We start from the raw sequence: 24669 nt of genomic DNA, 5'->3' as shown, positions 1-24669 counted from the left end.
CTCGACGGGCGGCTCGGTGGAGCGGTGCGCGGGGCGCTGCTCCGGGCGGCGGTGCACCGGACGGTGCGGTCCGGTCCCGGTCGGGACCGGACCGCACTCGGGTCAGCTCAGCTCTTCGATGGTGGTGCGGACCTTGGCGATGATGTCCGCGGGCATCGGCGCGTAGTCGTTGGCCGCGAGGACCTTCTGGCCGTCCTCGCTGGCGATGTAGCGCAGGAAGGCCTTGGTGGCGGGCAGGGTCTCCTGCTTGTTGCCCTTGTCGCAGACGATCTCGTAGGTGACCAGGGTGATCGGGTAGGCGCCCTCGGCCTTGGTGGCGTAGTTCAGCTCCAGGGCCATGTCCTTGCCGGTGCCCACGACCTTGGCGTCCGCGATGGCCTTGGTGGCGTTGTCGACGGTGGCCTCGACCGGCTCGCCGGCGCCCGTGTCGATGGCGGCGGCCTTGATGCCGTCCTTGGCGTACGACAGCTCCATGTAGCTGATGGCGCCGGCGGTCTGCTTGACCTGCTGGGCGACACCGGAGGAGCCGGCGGCGGACTGACCGCCCTTGGCCTGCCAGGCCTTGCCGCCCTCGTACTTCCAGTTCTCCGGGGTGGCGGCGATCAGGTACTTGGTGAAGTTGTCCGTGGTGCCGGACTCGTCCGAGCGGTGGAATGCCTGGATCTTGAGATCGGGAAGCTTGGCGTCGGGGTTCAGCTTCTTGATCGCCGCGTCGTTCCACTTGCTGATCTTGCTGTCGAAGATCTTGGCGATGGTCGGCGCGTCGAGGACCAGGTTGTCGACACCCGGGACGTTGTAGCCGACGGCGATCGGGCCGCCGACCATCGGCAGGTCGATGCCCTGACCGCCGGAGCACACCTTCTTGGAGGCCGCGATCTCCTCGGAGTCCAGCGCCGAGTCGGAGCCGGCGAAGGCGACCGTGCCCTGCGTGAACGCGGTGACACCGGCACCGGAGCCGCCGCCCTTGTAGTTGATCTGAACGCCCTTGCACTGCTGGGTGAACTGCTTCACCCAGGCGTCGATCGCGTTCTTCTGCGCCGAAGAGCCGTCGGCCAGCAGCTGACCCTGGGCGTCGTCACACTTGATCGAGCCGGCCGCCTGCGTGCCGCCCGTCGGGTCGGCACCGGTGCCGGGGTCGTCGGAGCCGCACGCCGTGAGGGCCAGGGCGCCGGAGACGGCGAGAGCACCGAGGGTGAGGGCCCGCCGGTTCTTGCGCTGAAGCTTCACTTTCGGGAGTTCCTTCCGGGAGCCGCCGTCCTGAATCCGGCGGCGTGCGAGAAGTGCGGGTGAGACGGGCGCGGTGGCGGACGTGGCATCCGGGCGCGCTCGTCGTCAGCAAGGCCGAAATTAGGCAGAACAGGTGAAGCCGCCTATGGCCGGAAGTGAACGGGGGGTGAACCCCTGCGGACGGTGCGGTTAGGTCACGGAATGCTTACGGGGAGAACACGTGGAGGTCCCGGCCCCGGCCTGCACGGCTGCCGACACCGCAGACTCCCAAGAGCGAGTAAAAGGGGCATTTGCGTGGAAGGTACACCACTTTCCGTGCACGGCGGGAGTACCCGATCGGGTAGGGAACCCGAGGCCCCCGGACCCCGTCTCGTTCCCCGAGAGCACCGGTCGGGGGAAGGCGGGCAGCGCATGGAACGGCGTACGTTCATCGGCGGCGGTACGGCCGCGATCGCGGCGGCGGTCTCGGCCTCGGCGTGCGGCGGCGGCGCGGGCCGCGCACAGGCGACCGCCCCCGCGACCGGCACCTCCGCGTCCGCCGCCGGCACGGGCACCCGGACGGCCACGACCAGCGCGTCCACCCGGGCCTCCGCCGCCTGGGGCGCCCTCGCCCGCGACCTCGACGGCGCCCTGATACGCCCCGGCGACGCCGCCTGGTCCACCGCCCGCCAGCTCTACAACACCCGCTTCGACGCCCTGAAGCCCGCCGCCGTCGCCTACGTCGCCCACGCCGACGACATCGCCACCACCCTCGCCTACGCCCGCGCCCACGACCTGCGCGTCGCCATCCGCAACGGCGGCCACTCCTACGCGGGCTGGTCCTCCGGCAACGGCCGCCTGATCGTCGACGTGTCCAAGCTGAACCGGGTACGGGCGAGCGGCGGCTCCGCCGTGGTCGGCGCCGGCGCCAAGCTGATCGACGTCTACCGCGCGCTCGCGGCGAAGGGCGTGACCATCCCGGCCGGCTCGTGCCCCACGGTGGGCGTATCCGGCCTGGTCCTCGGCGGCGGACACGGCGTCGTCTCCCGGGCGTACGGCCTGACCTGCGACAGCCTCACGCGGGCCACACTGGTCACGGCCGACGGCAAGCAGATCACCGCCGACGCCGACCACCACAAGGACCTCTTCTGGGCGCTGCGCGGCGCGGGCAACGGCAACTTCGGCGTCGTCACCGAACTCCACTTCCGCACCCACCCGGCCCCGCAGGCGGTGACGGCGTACCTGTCCTGGCCGTGGTCGAGGGCGGCGGCGGTCGTGAAGGCCTGGCAGGAGTGGGGCCCGGACCAGCCGGACGAGATCTGGTCGTCCCTGCACCTGGCCAACACGGCGGGCGGCTCCCCGCGGATCTCCGTCGCGGCCTTCTCCCTCGGCACGTACGGCGAGCTCCAGAACGCGGTGGACCGCCTGGCCGCCCGCGTCGGCGCCTCCGCGAGCAGCGTCTCGCTGCGCCGCCGCTCCTACGAGGAGGCCATGGAGATCTACGCCGGCTGCGCCTCCTTCTCCACCGACGCCCAGTGCCACCTGCCCGGCACCACTCCCGGCCGCTCCCCGCAGGGCGCGCTCGCCCGGGAGACCTACGCGGCCCGCTCCGACTTCTTCGACCGCTCGCTCTCCACCGCGGGCATCCAGACCCTGCTCACCCAGATCAAGGGGGTCCGGGGCGGGGCGGGCAGCATCGCGCTCACCGCGCTGGGCGGCGCGATCAACCGGGTCTCCCCCACCGCGACGGCCTTCGTGCACCGCCGCTCCCGGATGCTCGCCCAGTACCTCGTCTCCTGGCGCGCGGGCGCATCCGGCTCCACCGCCCAGGGGTGGCTGGATTCCGCCCACCACGCGATGCGCCCGCACGCCTCGGGCGCGGCCTACCAGAACTACACGGACCCGGCCCTGAAGGACTGGCGCACGGCGTACTACGGCGACGCGGCCCCCCGCCTGACGAAGCTGAAGCGGACGTACGACCCGGGGCGGGTGTTCACGTATCCGCAGGCGCTGTGAGGCACCGCGGGCACTCGGAGGCGCCGCCCGGCCGCTCAGGCGGCGAGGTCCCGCTCCTCGCTCTTCTGCCCGGCGGTCTCCTGCCGGGCATCCGGGATCACCGCGTCGCGGCTCCCCGCGGAGGGCCGCTTCCGGATCAGCCACCCCACGCGCGGCGAGCGCTCCATCGCCCTGGCGACGGGCGTGAGCAGCGCCATGGCGACGGGCGAGAGCAGCAGCGCGACGGCGGTGCCGAGCGCGAAGCCGCCGACGACGTCGGTCGGGTAGTGCACGCCCATGTAGACCCGGCAGAACCCTTCGAGCAGGGCGAGTACGAGCCCGACGAGTCCGAACCTGCGGTTGGCGACGAAGAGCCCGACGGCCATCGCCATGGTGATGGTCGCGTGGTCGCTGACGAACGAGTAGTCCGTCTTGCCGGAGACGAGGACCTCCAGGCCCTCGTGCTCCAGGAACGGCCGGGGCCGCTCCACGAACCCTCGTATCGGCACGTTCACCAGCACGGCGACACCGGCCGCGAGCGGCGCCCACACCAGCGCGGCGACCGAGGAGGCCGCGTCCTCCGCGGACTCCGCCCGGCGCCGGCCGGTCCACCAGCACCACAGCACGAGCAGCACCATGGCGAGCAGCAGTCCGTACTCGCCGACGTACTCCATGACCCGGTCGAACCAGTGCGGTGCGTCCTTGGCCAGGCCATTGATGTCGTAGAGCAGCTCGACGTCGGGGTTCGACCCGGATTGCGCGAGTCCAGCCATGGTGCAGCGGCCCCTTCGTCGTCATCTCACCGGCGCATCCTTGTCGTGCGCCGTCCTGCCACCCCCGTGGTCTGTAGTGCGATCGGCTAGGTCATCGGGCTAGGTCAATCGGCTACGTCAACAGGAACGCACGGTCCCGGTCTCAACGTTCCACGTTCCACTGAATGATCACGCAGACGTTATCGAAGAGAGATACATCGCCGCAGCTCAGGGGTGTGGTTCACGCTCGGTTCCGGCCGTTTCAGACGGCCGAGGGCAACGCTTTTGCGCCATCCTCGGTGACTCGGGTCGCCCCGAAGTACTTCTTCGTGTCGATCGGGTCGAACCGGATCACGGCGCCCGTATAGGGCGCGTCGATCATGTACCCGCCGCCCACGTAGATCCCGACGTGGTCGATGGCCCGCGAGTTGGTCGGGTCGGGCGAGAAGAACACCAGGTCCCCCGGCAGCAGTTCGTCCCTCGACGGATGCGGCCCCGCGTTGTACTGATCGTTCGCCACCCGCGGCAGCTTGATCCCCACACTCTCGTACGCCGCCTTGGTCAGCCCCGAGCAGTCGAAGCGTCCGCCCTGCTCAGGCGTGCCGTTGCCGCCCCAGAGATAGGGCGTGCCGAGCTTCTTCTGCGCGTAGTGGATGGCTCCGGCGGCCTGCTTGGAGGGGTCGAGCCGGGTCTGCGGAGCGGCAAAGCTCTCCTCCAGCGAGGTGATTGTCTTGACGTAGTTCCGGGTCTCCTTGTACGGCGGCACACCCCGGTACTTGATCACCGCGTACGCGCCCGCGTTGTAGGCGGCGAGCATGTTCTTGGTGGGGTCGCCGGGCACGTCCTTCACGTACTTGGCGAGCGTGCAGTCGTACTTCGCGGCCGATGGAATCGCGTCATTCGGATCCCAGACGTCGCGATCGCCGTCCCCGTCGCCGTCGATCCCGTGCGTGGCCCAGGTGCCGGGGATGAACTGCGCTATCCCCTGCGCGGCGGCGGGGCTCTTGGCGTTCGGGTTGAACCCGCTCTCCTGGTACAACTGCGCGGCGAGCAGCGCGGGATTGATGGCGGGGCAGAGATTGCCCCACTTCTCCACCAGCGGCTGGTACGCGGCGGGCACCGAGCCCTTGGCCAGCGTCCTGCTGCCGCCGCGCAACCCGTTGACCAGGTTGCCGGCGACCAGGTACACGCCGACGACGAGCAGCATCACGAAGGCGAGCGAACCACCGACCACAGCAGTGCCAACGATCCACGCCTTACGCACCGTCAACCGCCCCTCACCATCCGGGAGTACGCCCCCGACAGTGTAGAGGCGGCCCCCGCGCGAGGGGACGCCACAGCTCGCGGGCGATTCAGATCCGGTCGGCGAGCAGGACGTAGTCGTAGTACAGGGGGTCACCGTCCTCGTCGACCGGGTACTCGTAGCTGCTCTGGTTGGCGAGGATCACCTTCAGCTCCGGCAGGGCGTCGAACCCGAGGTCGTTCTCCTCGACGGCGTGGCCCCGCTCCGCGAGTTGCTCGAACAGCTCCGCGCTCGGCGTGCGGAACACGTCCAGCCCGTCGAGCACCACCCGCACATCGGCGTCCTCGTTCCGGAAGCGGTACAGCTCCACCCCACTGAGCACGCCCTTGGTGAACCCGAGGACCACGTCCAGCTCGTACGCGTCGTGGGTGAGCACGATCTGCCCCGGTTCCTCATCGCTCGAGGCGGTGCGGAGCACCCCCCACTCCGCGACCGCGGCGCGCGCCTCCTCGACCGGCATACCGAGCCGGAAGGGGCCGACACCGGTGTGCGGCACAAGTTCCAGTTCCATGGTCACTCCCTCGGGTCACGCGCCCCGGACCGTCACGCGAGCAGGGCGTTCTCGTCGATGGTCCAGCCTCGCTTCTTGAGCATCTCCTGGAGCGGCTTGTTGTCCTTCAGGCTGCGCACCATCTCCTCGATGTGCTGATCGTACTTATCGGGGAACCGCCGCTTGATGTCGTCGATGTCCATGCGCATGGCCTCGGTGATGCGTCCCGAGTTGATCAGCTCGCGCTGGTACTGCTGCCAGGCCTGGGACTGCAACGAGTAGCCGGTGCTGTAGAGCTGGTCGTGGTCGGCCTGCTCCATACGGATGGCCGGGCCGTTGTTGACCTTCTGCTTCCTGTGGGGCTTGTTCGCGAAGTAGAAGCCGGGTTCGATGACGTCCTTGTACGCCGACTTCGCCGGGATGTGGTTGACCTCCATCCGCTGCGGGTAGCGCTGCCCGTTCGCCTGCCGGTTCGCGGGCAGCAGTCCGCCGTACCAGCCGCCGTTCTGCGTGCACCCCTTCGCGACCAGCCCCTCGGGGTCCATCCAGGTGAAGGGGTTGACGACGTACGCGGCCGGGTTGGGGGCGGGAACGAGCCCCAGCGGGTCCGAGGAAACGTAGCGGGCGGTCTCGGGGTCGTAGTGCCGGTTGAGGTTGTAGTGCAGGCCCGTCTCCGGGTCCGCGTACTGCCCGGGGAAGCGCAGCGGCGTGTGGGCGCGGGCGTCGCGGTTGCGGGTCGTGATGCCCCAGACCGTGGAGCGCTTGTGCCAGGCGATGTCGCCCTCTTCGCCGACGAGTTCGGTGGGCGTGCCGATGACGTCGGTGACGATGGCGAAGAACCGGCTGTCCACCTCGCGCCGGTCGGCATCGGCCGGCAGCCTGCGCTCGAGCTGGGCCATCGGCTGATGGCCCTCGTACTCCCAGGTGAGCGTCACCCCCGTGGCCGTGTCGGTCTCCTCGGCCAGCTGGGTGCCCTCCCAGGCGAAGCGGACCGCCGAGACGGCCGTCCGGCCGTCCGGGGACATGCGGTGCTTGGCGGTACGGCGGCCCAGCGCGTCGTAGGTGTAGCGCCACTCGGTGCCGTCGGGGGTGGTGCAGGAGACGAGGCGGTCCTCGGCGTCCCACGTGTAGCGCCAGGTGTCGGGCTTGCGGGACAGCCGCCGCTTCTGCCGCAGGACGACCCGTCCCGCGGCGTCGTACTCGTAGCGCACCCCGTCCGAGCCGAGCAGCCGGGTGCCGTCGTAGGTCCGCGGGCCGCGGCTCTCGCCGTGCCGGGCCCGGTCGGGCCAGTGGGCGTCGGTCTGGTTGCCGATGGCGTCGTAGCCGTAGCGCTCCGACCAGTCGCCCGCGGTGACGCCGAGCGGGCGGCCCACCGGGTCGAGTTCGAACCGCCACTCCGTCCCGGCCTCCTGGTCCGTGACGCCGGTCAGGAAACCGTCCGCGCGGTAGCGGTAGGAGCGATTCCGCAATGTGCCGCGGACCGTGGTCAGCGACCGTGCCGAAAGGCGGCCGAGCGTGTCCCAGTGCGTGTCGAGGATCACCGGCGCGTGTGCGGGCCCCAGCGTGCGCCGCGTCTCGCGGCCCAGCTCGTCCCGGGTGAAGCCGAGCGCGTGCCCCCCGCAGTCCACCCGCACCCGCTGGCCCGCGGTGTCGTACGCGTACGAGCTGACGGCGTCGGTCGGAGTCGTGCGCGAGACCAGCTCGCCGTGCGGGTCGTAACCGAACCGCATGCTGCGGCCGTCGACCGTCTCCGCGAGCAGCCGCCCCATGGCGTCGCGTTCCAGGGTGAGCGTGGAGAGGGGGGAGACGGCGGCGACGAGCCGGTCACCGCTGTCGTAGGTGTAGCGGGTCACCACACCGTCGGCGTCCTTCTCCAGCACGTTGCCCACCGCGTCGAACGTGAAGCCGATGCGCTGCCCGAGGGGAGTCGTCCGGGCGACGAGGCGGCCTGCGGCGTCGTACTCGTAACGCGTGGTGCGCCCGTCGAAGTCGGTCTCGGACTCGGTCAGCCCGGACGGACCGTAGCGGTACCGCCACGCCCTGCCCTGCGGGTTGCGCACCCCGGTGACGCGCAGCTCGGTGTCGTACTCGAACTCGTACCGCGCCCCGTCCTTGCCGGTGCGGGCGGCGAGCAGGTCGAACCACGTGTACTCGAAACGCGTGACACCGCCCAGCGGGTCGGTGTGGCTGAGACAGTTGCCTTCCTCGTCGTACGTCCACTGCTCGACCGACCCGTCGGGTGCCGTGCGCCGGGTGAGCCAGCCGTCCGCCGTCCACTCCAGGCGGGTCACGGAGCCGGCGGGGTCGACGGACTCTCGGGGCCTGCCGAACGCGTCGCGGCGGACCGTGTACGTGGCGCCGTGCCCGTCCGTGACCGACAGGACCAGGCCCGCCTCGTCGTTGACGCGCGTCTCCGTCTCGCCGGTCGGGAACGTGACCGTCGCCAGGGCGCCCGTGGCGTCATGGGTGAAGGTGGTCGAGGTGCCGTCCGGTGCGACGACCGCGGTCCGGTTGCCCCGCTCGTCGAAGACGTTGCGCCACACGGTGCCGTCCGGGCCCGTCACCGTCTCCGGCAGGTGCAGCGCGTTGTACGCGGTCGACGCCTGCCGCCCGTCCGGGTACCGCACCGTCAGCAGGTTGCCCGCGTCGTCGTAGGTGAACCGGGCCGTGTGCCCCAGTTCGTCGGTGCGCGACAGCAGGTTGTCGTAGCGGTCCCACTCGAAGTGGACCGTGTTGCCGAGCGGGTCGGTCTCGCCGATCGTCTGGCCCAGCTCGTTGAGGCGGGTGATGGTGACCGCGCCGGTCGAGTCGGTGAAACGGGTCTCGCGGGCGGCGAGGTCGTAGGTGAACCGCGAGGACAGCGCGCCGTCGGGACCGATCGTCTGCACGACCCGGCCGGCCGCGTCGTACACATAGCCGTAGGTGTGGCCGTTGCGGTCGGTCCAGGACGTCACGCGGTGCGCGTCGTCGTAGGTGAACCGCAGCGGCACGCCCCGGGAGCCCGAGACCGCAACCAGATCGCGGCCGGAGTCGTCGTATCCGAACGAGGCCACGCGGACCGGGCCGTCCGGTGTCCGCACCTCCAGGGCGGTGACCCGGCCCAGCTCCGGGTCCGAGGTGACACGCACCCGATAGCCGCCGTCGTGCAGGACCGTCACGGGGATGCCCTCGTCGTCGCGGGCGATCTGGAGGCCGTTGCCGTTGCGGTCCTCGATGTCGGTCAGCCAGTACAGGCTGCCGGAGGAGTAGGGGTTGCCGGTGAAGCGGCGGGTCAGACCGGAGCGGACGCCGGTCGTGGCGTAGGTGACGTCGCCCAGCGCCGACTTGCCGACGTAGGTGAGGGGGATGCGCTCTCCCTCCATCGGCAGCACCTCGTCGCCCGCCTGGAGCGGCAGCCGCGGGTACTGCAGCAGGGACCCGTCCTCGCGCGCCCAGATCGCGCCGCCGCCCGTCAGCTCCAGCCGCTCGTCGAGCGTGGAGGCCCAGCTCACCCCGAAACAGTGGCCGTAGCGATAACCGGATATGTGGGTACGCCGCAGCACCAGAGGCAGGACACCGGGCAGGACCAGGTCCGTCTGGGAGAGCACCATCTCACCGCTCGCCACGTCGACCGGGTCGGTCTTGCAGCGGCGCTGCACCAGGGCGATGGCCTTCTGACGGGCGTTGTCCAGTGCGGTGCGCAGCGAGTCGGGCACCCGCCGTCCGGCACCGCCGCCCGGGCGGGCGTGACCGCCGCGTGCGTCGCCGTCCTTCTTGCCGCCCGCGATCGCGTTGAGCCGGTCCCGGACGTCCAGGTCCTTGTTCTTCTCGAACCGGGAGGCGGCCTTCACCCGCTCGGGCACGGTCTCCGTCACATGCTTGGAGATCTTCTTCAGGGCCTTCTCGGTGCCGTCGAGCGCGCCGTGCAGGATCGACTCGAAGGCCTGCGTGAACGGGTCCTTGCCCTTGGTCCGCCCGAAGGCCGTCTTCGCGCGGGTCAGCCCCGCCGAGGAGTTGAGGTTCAGGTCGCCGCCGTGCAGCGAGATCTTGCGGGAGCCGTCCTCGAACGAGACATGGTCGATACGGGTCCTCTTGCCCGCTCCACCGCCCGGGGCGTCACCCCCGGTACCGCCGCCGGCGGAGGCGAGCCGCATCCCGTCGTGACCGCGTCCGTGCCCGCCGCCTCCGGTGCCGTCGCCGCCGGGACCGGCGGGCGGCATCGTGAACGCTCCTTCGGCGAGGTCCAGGACCGTGTCCTCGACCATCACCTGAAGCTTGGCGTTGACCGGCTCCGTGACCCGCGCGATCAGCTCCTCGACGACCCGGTCGGCGGCCTCGTCGACGATCTTCTTCATCAGCTGCCGCATCGCCGCGATCTCCGCGGCGCCGAGCAGCGCGGACAGCCCGCCCGTGAACGCGGCGAGCCCGAGCGAGATGCCCACCGAGGCCGCCATCGCGCCCAGCTCGATCTCGGCCTTCCGCTTCATCCCGAAGATGATGTCCGCGACCACGTCGCACGCGTCCGCGAACAGCCGCGCCAGCTCAGGCACCTTGTCCAGATGCCCGGACTTGACCTCGCCCCAGTGCTTCTCGATCGCGTCCACGGCCCAGCCCTCGGAGGAGGAGAGCATGGCCGTGGCCGCCTTGTAGGTCTCGCCGCCGTGCTTTTCGAACTTGTCCGCGAAGTCCCGCATGGCGTCGGCCATTTCGCGGTAGTCGTCCTCGTCGACGTTCGGGAAGTTGATCCCGATGAAGTCGAGGATTTCATCCAGCCAGTCCGGAAGCGTGTAACCCACGACTTCGCAACCCCCGTTGATGAAACATCAGTTCGCCCGGTCACTCAGGAGCGATGCCTCTGGTGACGCAGCACGTCGAACGATAGTTGCATGCGGGGTCACATGTGCGAATCGGGGTTGCCTGCGCGGACGCCGGACACCACGGCCGAGTGGTGATCACGGGCGCGGTGGCGGTGCTCCCCCGGACCTGACCGCAGAGGTGACGGACGGCAACAGCCCGCCTCTCACGCCGGCGCCCCGTCCTCCGTGACCGCCTCGGCCTCGGCCACGCCCTCCGCAGCCTCCGCCACGCCCTTCGCCCGCGTCAGCGGAAACCGCACCCCCGTCAGCTCCTCCGACACCTCCCACAGCCGCCGCGCCGCCACCGGATCGCTCGCCGCCGCCGAGCGGCCCACCAGGGTCGGGGCGCCGCGCATCCCGGCGAGGCCGTCGGGGCCCGCGTAGCTGCCGCCGGGGATATCCTCCACCGCGGCGTAGAGCGTCGGCAGGGCGCCCGCCGCGTCGTCCTGGGCGAAGAGGCGGTTGCCGAGGGCCATGGCCAGCCGGCTCACCCGACTGGCGGCATGGCTCTGGAGATTCGTCGCCGCGTAACCGGGGTGCGCCGCGAGCGCCCGGACGGGGGAGCCGGTCTCCGCCAGCCGGCGCTGGAGCTCCAGGGTGAACAGGAGGTTGGCCAGCTTCGACTGGGCGTACGCCCGCACCGGCGTGTAACCCGACGTCAGATCGAGGTCGTCGAAGCGGATCACGCCGTAGCCCCCGCGGTGCATGGCCGACGCGACCGTCACCACCCGGTCGGTGACATACGGCAGCAGCAGGTTGGTCAGCGCGAAGTGGCCCAGGTGGTTGGTGCCGAACTGCATCTCGAAGCCGTCGCGGGTCCGCCGCCGCGGCAGCATCATCACGCCCGCGTTGTTGATCAGCACATCGACCGGCCGCTCCTCCCACCGCTCGGCGAACTCTCGTACGGAGGCCAGATCGGCGAGGTCCAGCCGCCGCACCTCCGTCCTGCCACCCGCCTCCGCCGCCGCGGCCCGGCCGCGCTCCTCGTCGCGTACGGCGTAGACGACGTGCGCCCCCGCCCGCGCCAGCTCCCGCGCCGCGACCCGCCCGATGCCGCTGTTCGCGCCGGTGACGACCGCCGTCCGACCGGTGAGGTCGGGCAGGCGGCTGACGTTCCACTTGGCCGGCCGGGCCGGCTTGCTCGTCGTCATACCCATCTCCCCAAAGTAGGCAGCGCCAACAATGCTGTCAATGACAACAATGGTGGCGGCGACAACAAAGCTGGCAGCGTCAACATCGAGATACGATGACCCCCATGCCCCACCCCGAGAGCGGCAGCCGCCCCTACCACCACGGAGACCTCCGCGCCGCCCTGCTCTCCACCGCCGAGCGCACCCTCCGCCAGAACGGCGCCGGCGCCCTCTCCCTGCGAGAACTCGCCCGCGAGCTCGGTGTCAGCCACGCCGCCCCGGGCCGCCACTTCAAGGACAAGCAGGCCCTGCTCGACGCGCTCGCCCTCACCGGCTTCCAGCGCCTGGCGGCCACGATGGACGCCACCGACGACCCGGCCCTCCCCCTCGAACCCCGGCTGACCGCGCTCGCCCGCGCCTACCTCGGCTTCACCGTGGACAACCCCGCCCTGCTGGAGCTGATGTACACCCGCAAACACGACCCGGACATCCCCGAGCAGCTGGCCGGCGCCATCGCCCGCACGAAGGAACCCTTCTTCCGGATCATCACCGACGCCCAGGAGCGCGGCGAGATCGTTCCGGGCGACCCCGAGCGCATCGCCCTCCTGGCCGGCGCCGCCCTGCACGGCGTCGCCAGCTTCACCGCCACCGGCCACCTGCCGCCCGAGACGGCCCTGACCGGCGTCGACGAGCTGGTCCACCACCTGCTGCACGGACTGCGTCCCCGATAGCCTTCACCCGAACGGCCCCCACCCGCAGAACATCGGCGCGACCGTTCACCCGTCGTACCGTCAGAAACCGACGCAGTCACCAAAAGTGACACAACGACGGAACCACACCACAGGTTCCGCACCCGCTTCGTTGCCCGGCGTTACCTGCCGTGATACACAGAGTGACCATACGAGCTATTCGTACGAAACCCGCCAAGCAATGACGCCAAGTCGACATACCTGGGCGTCATTGTCGGCGAGAATGAGGCCTGACCTCTGCGCACCGCAGGGGGACTGCGGAACTACCCAACAGGGGCGGTGACTTACATGCTCTTTGCGGCCGACAAGGGAGACATCAACACCATCATCGGCGGGATCGCTCCGGACTGGGGCCCCTTCGGCAGCCTGGGCAACGAGGCCAAGGTGATGATCGAGGTGGTGATGGCGGTCGCCATCCTGATCTGTCTCGGCATCGCCATCTGGGGCGCCGCGAAGCAGCGCATCGGCGCGACCGCGCTCCGCGACACCTTCAGCGCGGAACAGGGCAAGGGCCTCATCATCGCCGGCCTCACGGGCGTCTTCATCATCGGATCCCTCGGCACGCTCTTCACCATCGTGTACGGCATGGCCGTGTAGCCCGGCGCGCGCCGCCGCCCGCCGCGGGCGCGCCCAGTCCGCTCCGGGCACGCCCGGTCCCCTCTACCCCACCCGCCCGTCGTGCCCACCGGCTGAGGTTGCGTTTCCCTGATGTCGAGTCACCACACCGCGCCCGCGCGGGAACCAGCACGGCTACCGTCGTACATCCACGCGTTCTTCCGGTACGAGGGTTTCCGCTACGACGTCGAGGGGGCGGACGCGGCATGAGTCTCGGAGACGAACACGAGCCGGGTGCCTCCGGCGGTTACGGCGGCAGCGGGCACACCCGCACCCGCCTGCCCGACCCCGACCCCTACGGCGGCGCCCGCCGGCCCGGCCGCACCTCCTCCCGCAGCCTGGTGACCGTCGTCGGCGTCGTCGTCCTCCTCATCGCGGCGATCGCCTTCGCGAACCGGGGCGGCGACGACGCCCCCGCCGGCGCGGAGGACGCCGCCCAGCCCCGCCCCGCGGCGACGGCCGCGAGCGGCGTGACCCCGGTGAAGTCGGGCTTCGCCCGGGATGAACAGGGGGCGCAGAGCGCTGCCGCGAACTATGCGGTCGCGCTCGGCTCCGCCGAGATGTTCGACAAGGCCAAACGTGACGACATCCTGCGGAACATCATCACGCCTTCCCGGGTCGCCGACTTCGAAGCGACGCTGGACAAGGCCTACTCGCCCGCGTTCAACAAGAACGTCGGCCTGAACGAGGACGGCTCGACGCCCAAGGGCTACACGTTCGTGTCGCGCACCAGCCCGATCGGCACGAAGGTCACCGAGGCCTCGGCGAACACGGCCACGGTCGAGGTCTGGTGCAGCGGCCTGCTCGGCCTCGCGGGCGAGAACTCGAAGACTCCCGTCACCAACAGCTGGTTCACCATCACCATGCAGCTCGAGTGGACTGCGGACGACTGGAAGATCGTGACGCACTCCCAGAAGGAAGGCCCCGCGCCCGTCCCCGGCGACGACAGGGCCTCCAGCGCCGACGAGATGGCCAAGGCCGTCCAGGAGTACGGAGGGTTCACGTATGCCCGGTAGGCGCCGCGCACTCAAGCTGACCGCCGCCCTGGCGGCCGTACAGACCACCGTGGTCCTGGCGGCCACGCACGCCCTCGCCGCCCCCACTCCGTCCCCCACATCCTCCTCGAAGCCCTCTCCGACGTCCTCGGCGTCACCCTCCGCATCTCCTTCCCCGAGCAACGATCCCTGCGACCTGATCCACGGCCCCGCCAAGGACTACTGCGAACGCGGCGAAGGCCGCGGCGGCAGCTCCCGCTCCGGTGGTACCGACACCCTCGACCCCACCTCCACCCTCGACCCCCTCTCCTCCCTCGCCAAGGGCTGTGCCGACGCCGCGTCCTGGACGATCGACAAGCTCAGCGAGGCCGTGCAGGAGACCGCGAACGTCGACTTCACGAACCAGACGTTCCTCCAGCAGTACGCGGTGGTCTTCGCCGCGTCGACGATCCTCACGCTCCTGCTCTGGCTGCTCGCGGTCGCCAAGCGCGCGGTGCGCGGCGTCCCCCTCGCCACCGCCATCTCGGAGGCGATCGGCTTCCTCTGGCTGACCGTCCTGGCCTCCGCGTTCACCCCGCTGATCCTCTACACCGTCGTCTCGGCCACCGACGGCATCACCGACGTCCTCGCGAAGGCCACCGGCGACCAGACCGACACGTTCTTCGGCAACTTCTCCGCCGCCCTGGAGAAGGGCGAGGACATCGGCGGCGGCCCGATCATGTTGATCGTCGTCTCCCTGGTCAGCATCCTCGCCGCGGGCGTCCTGTGGCTGGAACTCGTCATCCGCGCCGCCCTGCTCTACGTCGGCGCCCTCCTCGGCACCGTCGTCTACGCCGGCCTGGTCGACAAGAACCTGTGGGGCCACGTCCGCCGCTGGGCGGGCATCATGATCGCCGTCATCCTGGTGAAGCCGGTCATCGTGATCGTCCTCGGCCTCGCGGGCGCCCTCTCCGCCGACGACGGCCCGGACGCCTTCTCCGCGGTCGTCTCCGGCCTCGCGATCATCCTGCTCGCCATCTTCGCCAGCGCGATGATCTACCGATTCGTCCCGGGCTTCGGGGACGAGATCGCCGGCTCCCGCAACAACCGCATCATGGCGGGCGCCGAGAGCAAGGCGGCGGCCGTCATCAGCAGCCCCGCCAGCCTCGTCGCCCAGGGCATCAAGACCCACAGCTCCCGCGCGGACAACAACGGCGGCCAGGCCGTCAACACCGGCACCGGCAGCACTCCCCGCCCGGCCAACACCGCCGCCGGCGGCGTCGCCGCGCACAGCACGCGCACCTCGACCGGTGGCGGCGGATCTGTCCCCTCCGCCGCGCCGCCGCCCCGCTCGTCCAGCCCGGTGAGCACGCCTCACGCCAGCAACACCCGCAACAGCAGTACCCATCGCACGGGAGGTGAAGGGCGTTGACGACCGACTCCCATCTGCCCCATCCGGTCACGCCCCGCCGTACATATCTGATCGGCCGCGCCCGGCCGAACGCGATCGTCGGACGCAACCGCGAGACCGGCGAGATCGTGCTGATCATCTCGGGCGCGTTCCTCGGCATGATGTGCGGGCTCCTCGTTCCGGTCCTGTCCCTCCGGATCGTGCTCCTCATGGGTTTCCCGCTGCTCGCGCTGGCCGCGGTCTACGTGCCGTACAAGCACCGCACGTTCTACAAGTGGTTCGAGATCAACCGCAGCTACAAGCGCACCCTCCGCCACGGCGCCACCTACCGCTCCGCCGCCATGGAGGCCGGCACCCGCCTCGACGGCCGGGAGGTCGAGGTCGGGCCGCCGCCCGGCATCGGCCGTATCACCTGGCTCTCCGCCCCCTTCGGGCCCGACGAGATCGCCGTACTCCTGCACGCCGACCGCAAGACGGTCACCGCCTGCATCGAGATCGAGGGCCCGGGCGTCGGCCTGCGCGACTCGGAGGACCAGGAAGCCCTGGTGGACCGTTTCGGCACCCTGCTGAAGCACGTCGCCAACGGCGACGGCTTCGTCACCCGCCTCCAGATGCTGGCCCGCACCCTCCCCGCCGACCCCGACGCCCACGCCAAGGACGTCGCGGTCCGCGGCGACGACCGCGCACCGGCGTGGCTCCAGCAGTCGTACGACCAGCTCCAGTCGATGGTGTCGACCAGCAGCGAGCAGCACCGCGCGTATCTCGTCGCCTGTATGCACTACACCCGCGAACTGGCCGCCGAGGCCCACGCCATGGCCCGCGCCGCCCGCCCGCACGGCGGCAAGGTCGACCGGGACGCCGGTCTCGCCGTCGTCATGGCCAGGGAACTCACGGACATCTGCTCCCGCCTCCAGGAGGCCGACATCCGGGTCCGGCAGCCGCTCGGCCAGAGCCGGCTCGCCTCCCTCATCCACTCCATGTACGACCCGGACCACCCGATCGACCACATCCAGGCGATGACGAAGCGCAACGCCTGGCCGGCCGAGCTGGACGCCATGGAGCCGACGTTCCTCCAGGCGAAGACCCGCGAGTCCGCCACCCGCGCCCCCTGGTGCCACGCCACGGCCTGGGTGAAGGAGTGGCCGATGACCCCGGTCGGCGTCAACTTCCTCGCCCCGCTGCTGGTCCACACCCCGGACGTCATCCGCACCGTCGCCGTCACGATGGACCTCGAACCCACCGAGGTCGCCATCGAGCGCATGCTCACCGAGAAGACCAACGACGAGGCGGAGGCGTCCCGCGCCGCCAAGATGAACCGCACCGTCGACCCGCGCGACATCGCCGCCCACAACCGCCTCGACCAACGCGGCGAGGACCTCGCCAGCGGCGCCGCGGGAGTGAATCTCGTCGGCTACATCACCGTCTCGTCGCGTAATCCCGAGGCCCTGGCCCGCGACAAGCGCACGATAAGGGCATCAGCCGGAAAGTCGTATCTGAAGCTGGAATGGTGTGACCGCGAGCACCACCGCGCCTTTGTGAACACGCTGCCCTTCGCCACCGGCATTCGGAGGTAGGACCTGATGCGGGACCCGCTGTCCGTCCTCACCGACGCCTTCACGTCCTTCCTGTTCGGGAAGGTCGAGACGACCCGCCTGCCGGTCCGCACCTCGACCGGCCAGGCGCAGGCGGTCTACCTGCCGACCGCCGCCCCCGGCCTCGGCGACTCCGGCGTCATCATCGGCCGCGAGGTCTACTCCGGGAAGGGGTACATCTACGACCCCTTCCAGCTCTACGGCCAGCAGCTCCCCGCCCCCCACTGGCTCGTCCTCGGCGAGTCCGGCAACGGCAAGTCGGCGCTGGAGAAGACGTACGTCCTGCGCCAGCTGCGGTTCCGCGACCGCCAGGTCGTCGTCCTCGACGCGCAGGGCGAGGACGGCGTCGGCGAGTGGAACCTGATCGCGCAGGAGCTGGGGATAACGCCCATCCGGCTGGATCCGATGGCCGCACTCGACCACGGCATCCGGCTCAACCCGCTCGACCCGGCGATCACCACGACCGGGCAGCTCGCGCTGCTGCGGACCATCATCGAGGTCGCCATGGGCCACGGCCTCGACGAGCGCTCCGGCTTCGCGCTGAAGGTCGCCCACGCCTACGTCAACGAAACCATCGTCGAACGCCAGCCCGTCCTCTCCGACATCGTCGAGCAACTGCGCCACCCCGAGCCGGAGTCGGCGGAGGCGATGAACGTCGACATAGACGACGTACGGGCGTGGGGCCTGGACGTCGCCCTGGTCCTCGACCGGCTCGTCGACGGTGACCTGCGCGGCATGTTCGACGGCCCGACCACGGTCGGCATCGACCTCGACGCACCGCTGATCGTGTTCGACCTGTCCCACATCGACCGCAACTCCATCGCCATGCCCATCCTCATGGCGATCGTCGGCGTGTGGCTGGAGCACACCTGGATCCGCCCCGACCGGAAGAAGCGCATCTTCCTGGTCGAGGAGGCCTGGCACATCATCAACAGCCCCTTCGTCGCCCAGCTGTTCCAGCGACTGCTGAAGTTCGGCCGGCGGCTCGGTCTGTCCTTCGTCGCGGTCGTCCACCACCTGTCCGACGTCGTCGACGGCGCGGCGGCGAAGGAGGCGGCGGCCATCCTGAAGATGGCGTCGACGAGGACGATCTACGCCCAGAAAGCCGACGAGGCCAGGGCGACCGGCCGGGTCCTCGGGCTGCCGAGGTGGGCGGTGGAGATCATCCCCACCCTCACCCCCGGCATCGCCGTCTGGGACGTCAACGGCAACGTCCAGGTCGTCAAACACCTGGTCACCGAGACCGAACGCCCCCTCGTCTTCACCGACCGCGCGATGACCGAGTCCGCCAGCGACTTCCTCGACCACGACGCCCTGCGCGCCGCCGAACTGGAAGCCGAGGAGCGGGCCGCGGCCTTCGTCGAGCAGCACCTCGGCGACTCCGAGTCCACGGTGGCCTGACGATGAGACCGGACGACCGCACCCACCACCAGGGCGCCCAGGGCGGCATCCCCGACGGCCTGCTGATCGGCATACTCGCCTTCCTGCTCGGCATGACCCTGATGGTCTGGACGGCCACGGGCCTCGCCGCCCTGTTCGCCCACGGCGCCTGGCCGGACGGCGTCACCTTCACCCGTACGCCGCTCGCCATGCGCAGCCTGATCGCCCAGCCGCACGACATCGCGGGCGCCTGGCCGGGCACCCCGGCCGGGCAGCTGTCGGGGTACGGGCTGTTCTGGGGGCTCTTCATCGGCCAGCTGATGGTGCTGGTCGTGCTGACCGTGTTCGTGATGGGCACGGTGGCCCGCTGGCGCGCGGGCCGGGCACGCCGCCGGACCCAGCCGGTGCAGGAGTACGCTCCGACGCCCGCTCCGGAGCCCCGGACGACGGTCACCTCGGGTCCCGCGCCCGCTCCGGAGCAGCAGCAGACGCAACAGCCGCAGTCACAATCACAGCCGCAGCCGCAGCCGACCGTCGTCTCCGGTCCGGCTCCCGCCCCCGCTCCGGCGCCCGAGCCCCCGTACGAGGTCCCCACCCCCCGCCGGGAGCCCGAACCCACCCCGGTCCACGCCCCCGCCACCGGCCCGGCACCGGCGCCCGCCCCGCTCACCCATGCCCCACGGGAGCAGACGCCCACCGAACCTGCCCCCGCCGCCCCCGCCCGGAACCGCCTGATCCTCGCCCCGCGCGAGCTGCGCCACCCCACCGCCGCCCAGGCCGTACGCGACGCCGAAGGCCCCGCCCTCGTCGTCACCTCTAACCCGGCCGTCTGGTCCGACACCAAGGACGCCCGCGCCAAACTGGGCCCGGTCCTCCTCTACGACCCCCACCACCTGTGCGACACCCCCTCCCGGCTGCACTGGTCCCCCACCGCGGGCTGCGAGTCCCAGCAGACCGCGGTCCGGCGCGCCGTGGCCCTCCTCGCACCCGTCCGCCCCACCGCACGGATCGACCAGGCGGTGACCGACACGGCGGAGACCCTGCTCCGCTGCTGTCTGCACGCCGCCGCCCTGGACGGCCGTACGATCCGCCATGTCCACCGCTGGTCCCAGGGCAGCCAGATCCAGGAAGCCGTCCGCACCCTGCGCACCCACCCCAAGGCCGCGCCCGGTTCCGCCGGCGAGCTGGAGTCCGCCCTCACCGCGCACCCCGAGCGCCGGGACATGGCGCAGCAGCTGATCGGCCGGGCCCTGTCCGCGCTGTCCACGGTTCACGTGCGCGAGGCATGTACTCCAAACCGAACTGATGCCCTCGCCTTGGATTCCTTTATCGCGGAAGGGGGAAGTCTTTATGTGGTGGGTGAATCCATCGAGGACCCCAGGACCGACCCAGGGGCGATGCCCTTCCTGACGGCCCTCGTCTCCAGCGTGGTCGAGCACGGCCGGCGCATGGCCGAAAGGTCATCCCCCGGTCGGCTCGACCCACCAATCACCCTCGTCCTGGACGACATCGCGGCCGTGGCCCCGCTCCCCCAGCTCCCGGAGCTCCTGGCGTCCGGCCCCGACAAGGGCATGCCCACCCTCGCCCTGCTCCGCTCCCGCGAACAGGCCCGCAGCCGCTGGCCGCACGACGAGCTGCCCGTCTGACCATCGACCCGCCCACGCGTCAGGCCCTCTTCAGGAACCGCGCCGCGCGTCAGGCAGCCTCCGCGCGGGCCCCCTCTGCGGTGAGCGCCGCCGCCGCGTGACGTGGCGCCGCCGCGTGACGTGGCCCGCGGGCGCGTGCCAGGCGGCCTCCGCGGACCGCGTGCCCGCGTCAGTCAGCCCGCCGGCCACTCCAGCACGAACTCCAGCTCCCGCTCGTCCTCCCGCCCCGCCAGCGGCACCTCCACCCCGCTCGGCTCGAAACCGATCTTGCGGTAGAAGCCCTGGGCCCGCCCGTTGTCCGCGTGGACGATCAGCCGCACCCGCTCCAGCCCGATCTCCCGGCACCAGGCCAGCGCCGCCCCGAAGATCCGCTCGGTCAGCCCGCGCCCGCGGTACTCGGGCCGTACGAACACCCCGACCACATGGCCCTGCCGCCGCTCGACCGGGAACCCCGCCCAGTCCGTCGTCCCGGCCTCCTCGACCAGCACGGTCACGGTCCCCGCCCACGCGCCGTCCGGCCCCTCGGCGATGATCTGCCGCGCCCGGCCCGACCCGTCGGCCGCCCCGGCGGTCCGCTCCCGCCAGAAGGAGTCCGGACGGTCCAGCGCCGTCTCGTAGGTCTCCAGAAAGGCCAGGTGCGCGACCGGATCCCTGAGCGCGGCCAGCCGCAGCGCCTTCGCGGCCGGCCACTCCTCGGCCCGCACCGCGCGCACCACGAACGTCTCGTCAGCATCCACGACAGAACCCATGCGGGCCACCGTAGTACCGGGGTACTACACCGCTCACCCGGAATACTGCCCGCGGTCGGACGCCCGCCGCCCCCGCGCGGACGAGCATCGAAGCATGATTTCGGCCCAGGCTCTCACCAAGCGCTACGGCGACAAGACCGTCGTCTCCGACCTCTCCTTCACCGTCCGGCCGGGCACCGTCACCGGCTTCCTCGGCCCCAACGGCGCCGGCAAGTCCACCACGATGCGGATGCTGCTCGGCCTGGACGCCCCCACCCGCGGCCACGCCACCATCAAGGGCCGCCCCTACGCCGCCCATCCCGCGCCCCTCACCCAGGTCGGCGCCCTCCTGGAGGCCCGCTCCGTCCACCCGGGCCGCACCGCCCGCCACCACCTGACCGCCCTCGCCCTCACCCACGGCATCCCCCGCAGCCGCGTCGCCCACGTGCTGGACCTGACCGGCCTCACGGACGTCGCGAACCGCCGCGTCAAGGGCTACTCCCTCGGCATGGGCCAGCGCCTCGGCATCGCCGCCGCCCTGCTCGGCGACCCGGAGGTGCTCGTCCTCGACGAACCCGTCAACGGCCTCGACCCCGAGGGCGTCCTGTGGATCCGCACCCTGCTGAAGTCCCTCGCCGCGGAGGGCCGCACGGTCCTCGTCTCCTCCCATCTGATGAGCGAGATGGCCCTGACCGCCGACCACCTGGTCATCATCGGCCGCGGCCGCCTCCTCGCCGACACCACGGTCGCCGACTTCGTACGCCGGTCCGGAGCCGGCACCGTCAAGGTCGTCACCCCGCAGGCCCCCGCCCTCGCCCGGCACCTCGCCGCCCCCGGCGTCGACATCACCACCGACACCCCCGGCACCCTCCACGTCCACGGCACCGACGCCGAACACATCGGCCGCACGGCCGCCGCCCACGGCATCCCCCTGTTCGAACTCACCCCCCGTGCCGCCTCCCTCGAGGAGGCCTTCATGGACCTGACCCGCGACGCGGTGGAGTACACCGCCACCCTGGAAGGAACCCCCGCATGACCACCCTGGCGGTCACCCCGGCCCGCGTCCTGCACGCCGAATGGCACAAGCTGTGGACGCTCCGCTCCACCTGGCTCAACCTCGCCCTGATCCCCCTGCTGACCATCGGCACGGGCATCGCCATCGGCAGCGCCTACGAGTCCGGCGACGCCGCCGAGATGGACACCGTCCTCCTCACCCTCCTCGGCATGCAGTTCAGCCAGATCACCGTCGGCGTCCTCGGCATCCTCTCCACGGCCGAGGAGCACTCCACGGGTCTCGCCCGCTCCACCATGGCGGCCGTCCCCACCCGTCTGCCCGTCCTGTGGTCCAAGGCGGCCATCCTCGGCGCGGTCTCCTTCCTCACCGTCCTCGCCACCAACCTCCTCACCTTCCCTCTCGTCCAGACCTTCCTCACCGGCACCGACAAGGAGGCCTCCCTCGGCGACCCGGGCATCCTGCGCGCCCTCGTCGGCAACGCCGCCGGCCTCGCCCTCATCGCCGTCCTCGCCGCGGGCCTCGGCTCCCTACTGCGCTCCGTCCCCACCGGCATCGGCGTCCTGATCGGCGTCGTCATGATCCTCCCGGAGGTCCTGAGGATGCTCCCCTACGACGTCGTCGACGACGCCGTACGCCACTTCCCCGGCAAGGCCGTCGAAGTCCTCACCCACGCCGACCCGGCCCCCGGTATGACCACCCCCGGCACCGCCCTGCTCGCCCTCGCCCTCTGGACGGCGGCCACCCTCACCGCGGCGGCCGTCTTCCTCAAGCGAAGGGACGTATGACCCGCGCACCCCGCACCATGGACGCCATGCCGCAGGCTCCCGAGCCCCTGACCCAGCACATCCAACGCCTCCTCACCCGGGTGCGCGCCTTCGACCGGCGCCACCCACTGGCCTGGGACCTCCACCTGACCGGCTTGTGCGTCAGCATCGCCCTCCTCGACCACGCCGTCGGCGGCTGGCGCGACCTCGCCCGCGCCGCCCCGCCCCCCGGCTGGCTCATCGTCATCCTGAGCCTTGGCTTCTCCGTCCCCCTCCTCTGGCGCCGCACCCACCCCCTCGCGGTCCTGCTCGCCATGACCCCCGCCGCCCTGGTCACCGCCTGGACCGGCACCGTCCTCCAGGCCGCCATGCTCCAGCTGGTCGTCGTCTACAACATCGCCCTGCGCCTCCCCCTGCGCACCCTGTGGTGGACCACCGCGGTCGCTACTCTGCCCACTCTCCTCCTCACTGTCCGTCACCGGGAAAACGGCTGGGATCAGGAGATGGTTCCCCCACTGATGTCGATCGCCGTGGCGGTCCTCGCGGGCATCGCCGTCCGAACCCGCCGCGACTACACGGAGGCCCTCGAGGACCGCGCCCGCCGCCTGGAGATCGAACGCGACCAGCAGGCCCGCCTCGCCGCCGCCGCCGAACGCGCCCGCATCGCCCGCGAGATGCACGACATCATCGGCCACAACCTCTCCGTCATCACGGGCCTGGCCGACGGCGGACGCTACGCCGCCGCGAAGTCCCCTGAACGAGCCGCCCAGGCCCTGGACGCCATCGCCGACACCAGCCGCCAGGCCCTCACCGACCTCCGCCGCCTCCTGGACGTCCTCCGCGACGACCACCAGCACCCCGAAGCCGACCTCGCCCCGCAACCCGCCCTGGCGGACCTCGACCGGCTCATCGACGGCGTCCGCGCGGCCGGCCTCCCCGTCCGCACCACCCTCCACGGCACCCCGTCCCTCTCCCCGGGCCGCCAGCTCACCGTCTACCGCGTCATCCAGGAAGCCCTCACCAACACCCTCAAACACGCGGGCCCGAACGCCACCGCGGAAGTAGTCATGCACCACGACCCCGAGGGCGCCACCACGGTCACCATCACCGACACCGGCCAAGTCCACAACCACACCGTGAACGGCAGCGGCGGCGGCCGAGGACTTCCCGGCATGCGCGAGCGAACGGCCCTCTACGGCGGCACACTTGAGGCCGGCCCCCGCCCGCACCCGGAACGGGGCTGGCGCGTCCGTCTGCACCTACCGGAGGAAGCCCCGCAGTGACGACCGTCCTCATCGCCGACGACCAACCGCTCCAGCGCCTCGGCTTCCGCATGCTGCTGGAGAGCCAGGACGACATGACGGTCCTCGGCGAGGCCGCGAACGGTACGGAGGCGGTCCGCATGGCCGCCGAGCTGCACCCCGACGTCGTCCTGATGGACGTCCGCATGCCCGGCCTGGACGGCATCGAGGCCACCCGCCGCGTCGTCGCCACCGGCGACCGCACCCGCGTCCTGATCCTCACCACGTTCGACCTCGACGAATACGCCTACGCCGGCCTCCGCGCCGGAGCCTCCGGTTTCCTGGTGAAGGACGCCCAGCCCGAGGAACTACTGTCCGGCATCCGCGCGGTCGCCACCGGAGACGCGGTCGTGGCCCCGAGCCTGACCCGCCGCCTCCTCGACGCCTACGCCCACCACCTCCCCACGGGACAGCCGCCGACCGGCACCCCGGCCCCGGAGGACCCCCGCCTGGCCGCCCTCACCGACCGGGAACGCGAAATCCTGACGGTCATCGGCAAAGGCTGGACGAACACCGAGATAGCGTCCCGGCTCCACCTCGCCGAATCCACGGTGAAGACACATGTGAGCCGGATCCTCGCGAAAACCGGCTGCCGGGACCGCATTCAGGCGGTGATCCTGGCGTACGACGCCAGGCTGGTGGAACCCTCTTGAAACGCAGAAAAGCCCCGTGCCTAATGGCACGGGGCTTTTCTCAATAATTGTTCGGCGGCGTCCTACTCTCCCACAGGGTCCCCCCTGCAGTACCATCGGCGCTGTAAGGCTTAGCTTCCGGGTTCGGAAT

At 71.0% G+C, this 24669-nt stretch carries 19 protein-coding genes and 1 rRNA gene; 12 read left to right on the top strand and 8 right to left on the bottom strand.

The annotated features are described in order from the left end of the window. Positions 1–102: 102 nt before the first annotated feature. Positions 103–1227, bottom strand: coding sequence for a phosphate ABC transporter substrate-binding protein PstS (gene pstS, locus ACIG0D_RS07965; RefSeq protein WP_399797144.1), 1125 nt, complete (start codon positions 1225–1227; stop codon positions 103–105). A gap of 411 nt (positions 1228–1638) precedes the next feature. On the opposite strand from pstS, the gene ACIG0D_RS07960 reads away from it, so the two are divergent. Then, entirely contained in the window at positions 1639–3222 is a 1584-nt protein-coding gene (locus ACIG0D_RS07960) for an FAD-binding oxidoreductase (protein ID WP_399797143.1), read from the top strand. 35 nt (positions 3223–3257) lie between these two features. Here ACIG0D_RS07960 and ACIG0D_RS07955 read toward each other — a convergent pair whose 3' ends face one another. The 5 genes from ACIG0D_RS07955 to ACIG0D_RS07935 all read right to left on the bottom strand — a co-directional run bounded on the left by ACIG0D_RS07955 (position 3258) and on the right by ACIG0D_RS07935 (position 11738). After that, positions 3258–3974, bottom strand: coding sequence for a phosphatase PAP2 family protein (locus tag ACIG0D_RS07955; RefSeq protein WP_399797141.1), 717 nt, complete (start codon positions 3972–3974; stop codon positions 3258–3260). Between the two features lie 241 nt (positions 3975–4215). Continuing rightward, positions 4216–5223: an NlpC/P60 family protein gene (locus ACIG0D_RS07950; protein ID WP_399797139.1), complete on the bottom strand. Its 1008-nt coding sequence runs from the start codon at positions 5221–5223 to the stop codon at positions 4216–4218. 82 nt (positions 5224–5305) lie between these two features. Then, positions 5306–5767: a hypothetical protein gene (locus ACIG0D_RS07945; protein WP_399797138.1), complete on the bottom strand. Its 462-nt coding sequence runs from the start codon at positions 5765–5767 to the stop codon at positions 5306–5308. A 32-nt stretch (positions 5768–5799) separates the two neighbouring features. Continuing rightward, a complete protein-coding gene (locus ACIG0D_RS07940) occupies positions 5800–10521 on the bottom strand; it encodes an RHS repeat-associated core domain-containing protein (RefSeq protein WP_399797137.1) in 4722 nt (1573 codons plus the stop codon). Between the two features lie 224 nt (positions 10522–10745). Continuing rightward, complete coding sequence (locus tag ACIG0D_RS07935; RefSeq protein WP_399797135.1) at positions 10746–11738, bottom strand: oxidoreductase; 993 nt, start codon at positions 11736–11738, stop codon at positions 10746–10748. 89 nt (positions 11739–11827) lie between these two features. Between ACIG0D_RS07935 and ACIG0D_RS07930 the strand changes: the two genes are divergently transcribed. The 7 genes from ACIG0D_RS07930 (at position 11828) to ACIG0D_RS07900 (ending at position 20078) form a co-directional block, all read left to right on the top strand. Next, positions 11828–12442 (top strand): TetR/AcrR family transcriptional regulator, encoded by a 615-nt coding sequence (locus tag ACIG0D_RS07930; protein ID WP_399797134.1) that lies wholly within the window; start codon positions 11828–11830, stop codon positions 12440–12442. A gap of 306 nt (positions 12443–12748) precedes the next feature. Then, positions 12749–13057, top strand: coding sequence for a hypothetical protein (locus ACIG0D_RS07925; RefSeq protein WP_004000049.1), 309 nt, complete (start codon positions 12749–12751; stop codon positions 13055–13057). Positions 13058–13281: 224 nt separating this feature from the next. Beyond that, complete coding sequence (locus ACIG0D_RS07920; RefSeq protein ID WP_399797132.1) at positions 13282–14091, top strand: hypothetical protein; 810 nt, start codon at positions 13282–13284, stop codon at positions 14089–14091. Further along, a complete protein-coding gene (locus ACIG0D_RS07915) occupies positions 14081–15481 on the top strand; it encodes a hypothetical protein (protein ID WP_399797130.1) in 1401 nt (466 codons plus the stop codon). Before ACIG0D_RS07920 ends, ACIG0D_RS07915 begins: the two co-directional genes overlap by 11 nt. Beyond that, positions 15478–17034 carry an SCO6880 family protein gene (locus tag ACIG0D_RS07910; RefSeq protein ID WP_399797128.1) on the top strand — a complete coding sequence of 519 codons (1557 nt, stop codon included), beginning with the start codon at positions 15478–15480 and terminating at the stop codon, positions 17032–17034. The genes ACIG0D_RS07915 and ACIG0D_RS07910 overlap by 4 nt, the downstream gene beginning before the upstream one ends. Before the next feature lie 6 nt (positions 17035–17040). Further along, complete coding sequence (locus tag ACIG0D_RS07905; RefSeq protein WP_166000150.1) at positions 17041–18453, top strand: ATP-binding protein; 1413 nt, start codon at positions 17041–17043, stop codon at positions 18451–18453. A 2-nt stretch (positions 18454–18455) separates the two neighbouring features. Further along, on the top strand, positions 18456–20078 hold the full coding sequence (locus tag ACIG0D_RS07900; protein WP_399797126.1) for a type VI secretion protein: 1623 nt from the start codon (positions 18456–18458) through the stop codon (positions 20076–20078). A 173-nt stretch (positions 20079–20251) separates the two neighbouring features. Here the strand turns inward: ACIG0D_RS07900 and ACIG0D_RS07895 are convergent, their stop codons facing one another. After that, positions 20252–20827 carry a GNAT family N-acetyltransferase gene (locus tag ACIG0D_RS07895; protein ID WP_399797125.1) on the bottom strand — a complete coding sequence of 192 codons (576 nt, stop codon included), beginning with the start codon at positions 20825–20827 and terminating at the stop codon, positions 20252–20254. Positions 20828–20921: 94 nt separating this feature from the next. On the opposite strand from ACIG0D_RS07895, the gene ACIG0D_RS07890 reads away from it, so the two are divergent. Genes ACIG0D_RS07890 through ACIG0D_RS07875 form a run of 4 tightly spaced genes read left to right on the top strand, consistent with a single transcriptional unit; the run spans position 20922 to position 24539 of the window. After that, on the top strand, positions 20922–21842 hold the full coding sequence (locus tag ACIG0D_RS07890; protein WP_399797123.1) for an ABC transporter ATP-binding protein: 921 nt from the start codon (positions 20922–20924) through the stop codon (positions 21840–21842). Further along, positions 21839–22606 carry an ABC transporter permease gene (locus ACIG0D_RS07885; RefSeq protein WP_399797122.1) on the top strand — a complete coding sequence of 256 codons (768 nt, stop codon included), beginning with the start codon at positions 21839–21841 and terminating at the stop codon, positions 22604–22606. Before ACIG0D_RS07890 ends, ACIG0D_RS07885 begins: the two co-directional genes overlap by 4 nt. After that, positions 22603–23868, top strand: a complete 1266-nt coding sequence (locus ACIG0D_RS07880) for a sensor histidine kinase (RefSeq protein ID WP_399797121.1) — start codon at positions 22603–22605, stop codon at positions 23866–23868. Before ACIG0D_RS07885 ends, ACIG0D_RS07880 begins: the two co-directional genes overlap by 4 nt. Next, positions 23865–24539, top strand: a complete 675-nt coding sequence (locus tag ACIG0D_RS07875) for a response regulator (RefSeq protein WP_399797119.1) — start codon at positions 23865–23867, stop codon at positions 24537–24539. The genes ACIG0D_RS07880 and ACIG0D_RS07875 overlap by 4 nt, the downstream gene beginning before the upstream one ends. Before the next feature lie 49 nt (positions 24540–24588). On the opposite strand, the gene rrf is transcribed toward ACIG0D_RS07875, so the two are convergent. Beyond that, positions 24589–24669: ribosomal RNA gene (gene rrf / locus ACIG0D_RS07870) — 5S ribosomal RNA — on the bottom strand; the annotation flags it as partial.

Source organism: Streptomyces sp. NPDC052773 (assembly GCF_044547145.1).
Lineage (GTDB): Bacteria > Actinomycetota > Actinomycetes > Streptomycetales > Streptomycetaceae > Streptomyces.
This window is presented reverse-complemented; position numbering and strand designations above follow the sequence as displayed.

Bases quoted from the DNA above. Each gene is read 5' to 3' on its own strand.
- ACIG0D_RS07925 (WP_004000049.1), top strand. From the start codon at position 12,749: ATGCTCTTTGCGGCCGACAAGGGAGACATCAACACCATCATCGGCGGG.
- ACIG0D_RS07945 (WP_399797138.1), bottom strand. From the start codon at position 5,767: ATGGAACTGGAACTTGTGCCGCACACCGGTGTCGGCCCCTTCCGGCTC.
- ACIG0D_RS07900 (WP_399797126.1), top strand. From the start codon at position 18,456: ATGAGACCGGACGACCGCACCCACCACCAGGGCGCCCAGGGCGGCATC.
- ACIG0D_RS07955 (WP_399797141.1), bottom strand. From the start codon at position 3,974: ATGGCTGGACTCGCGCAATCCGGGTCGAACCCCGACGTCGAGCTGCTC.
- ACIG0D_RS07930 (WP_399797134.1), top strand. From the start codon at position 11,828: ATGACCCCCATGCCCCACCCCGAGAGCGGCAGCCGCCCCTACCACCAC.
- ACIG0D_RS07880 (WP_399797121.1), top strand. From the start codon at position 22,603: ATGACCCGCGCACCCCGCACCATGGACGCCATGCCGCAGGCTCCCGAG.
- ACIG0D_RS07960 (WP_399797143.1), top strand. From the start codon at position 1,639: ATGGAACGGCGTACGTTCATCGGCGGCGGTACGGCCGCGATCGCGGCG.
- ACIG0D_RS07895 (WP_399797125.1), bottom strand. From the start codon at position 20,827: ATGGGTTCTGTCGTGGATGCTGACGAGACGTTCGTGGTGCGCGCGGTG.
- ACIG0D_RS07885 (WP_399797122.1), top strand. From the start codon at position 21,839: ATGACCACCCTGGCGGTCACCCCGGCCCGCGTCCTGCACGCCGAATGG.
- ACIG0D_RS07890 (WP_399797123.1), top strand. From the start codon at position 20,922: ATGATTTCGGCCCAGGCTCTCACCAAGCGCTACGGCGACAAGACCGTC.
- ACIG0D_RS07920 (WP_399797132.1), top strand. From the start codon at position 13,282: ATGAGTCTCGGAGACGAACACGAGCCGGGTGCCTCCGGCGGTTACGGC.
- ACIG0D_RS07915 (WP_399797130.1), top strand. From the start codon at position 14,081: ATGCCCGGTAGGCGCCGCGCACTCAAGCTGACCGCCGCCCTGGCGGCC.
- ACIG0D_RS07905 (WP_166000150.1), top strand. From the start codon at position 17,041: ATGCGGGACCCGCTGTCCGTCCTCACCGACGCCTTCACGTCCTTCCTG.
- ACIG0D_RS07935 (WP_399797135.1), bottom strand. From the start codon at position 11,738: ATGGGTATGACGACGAGCAAGCCGGCCCGGCCGGCCAAGTGGAACGTC.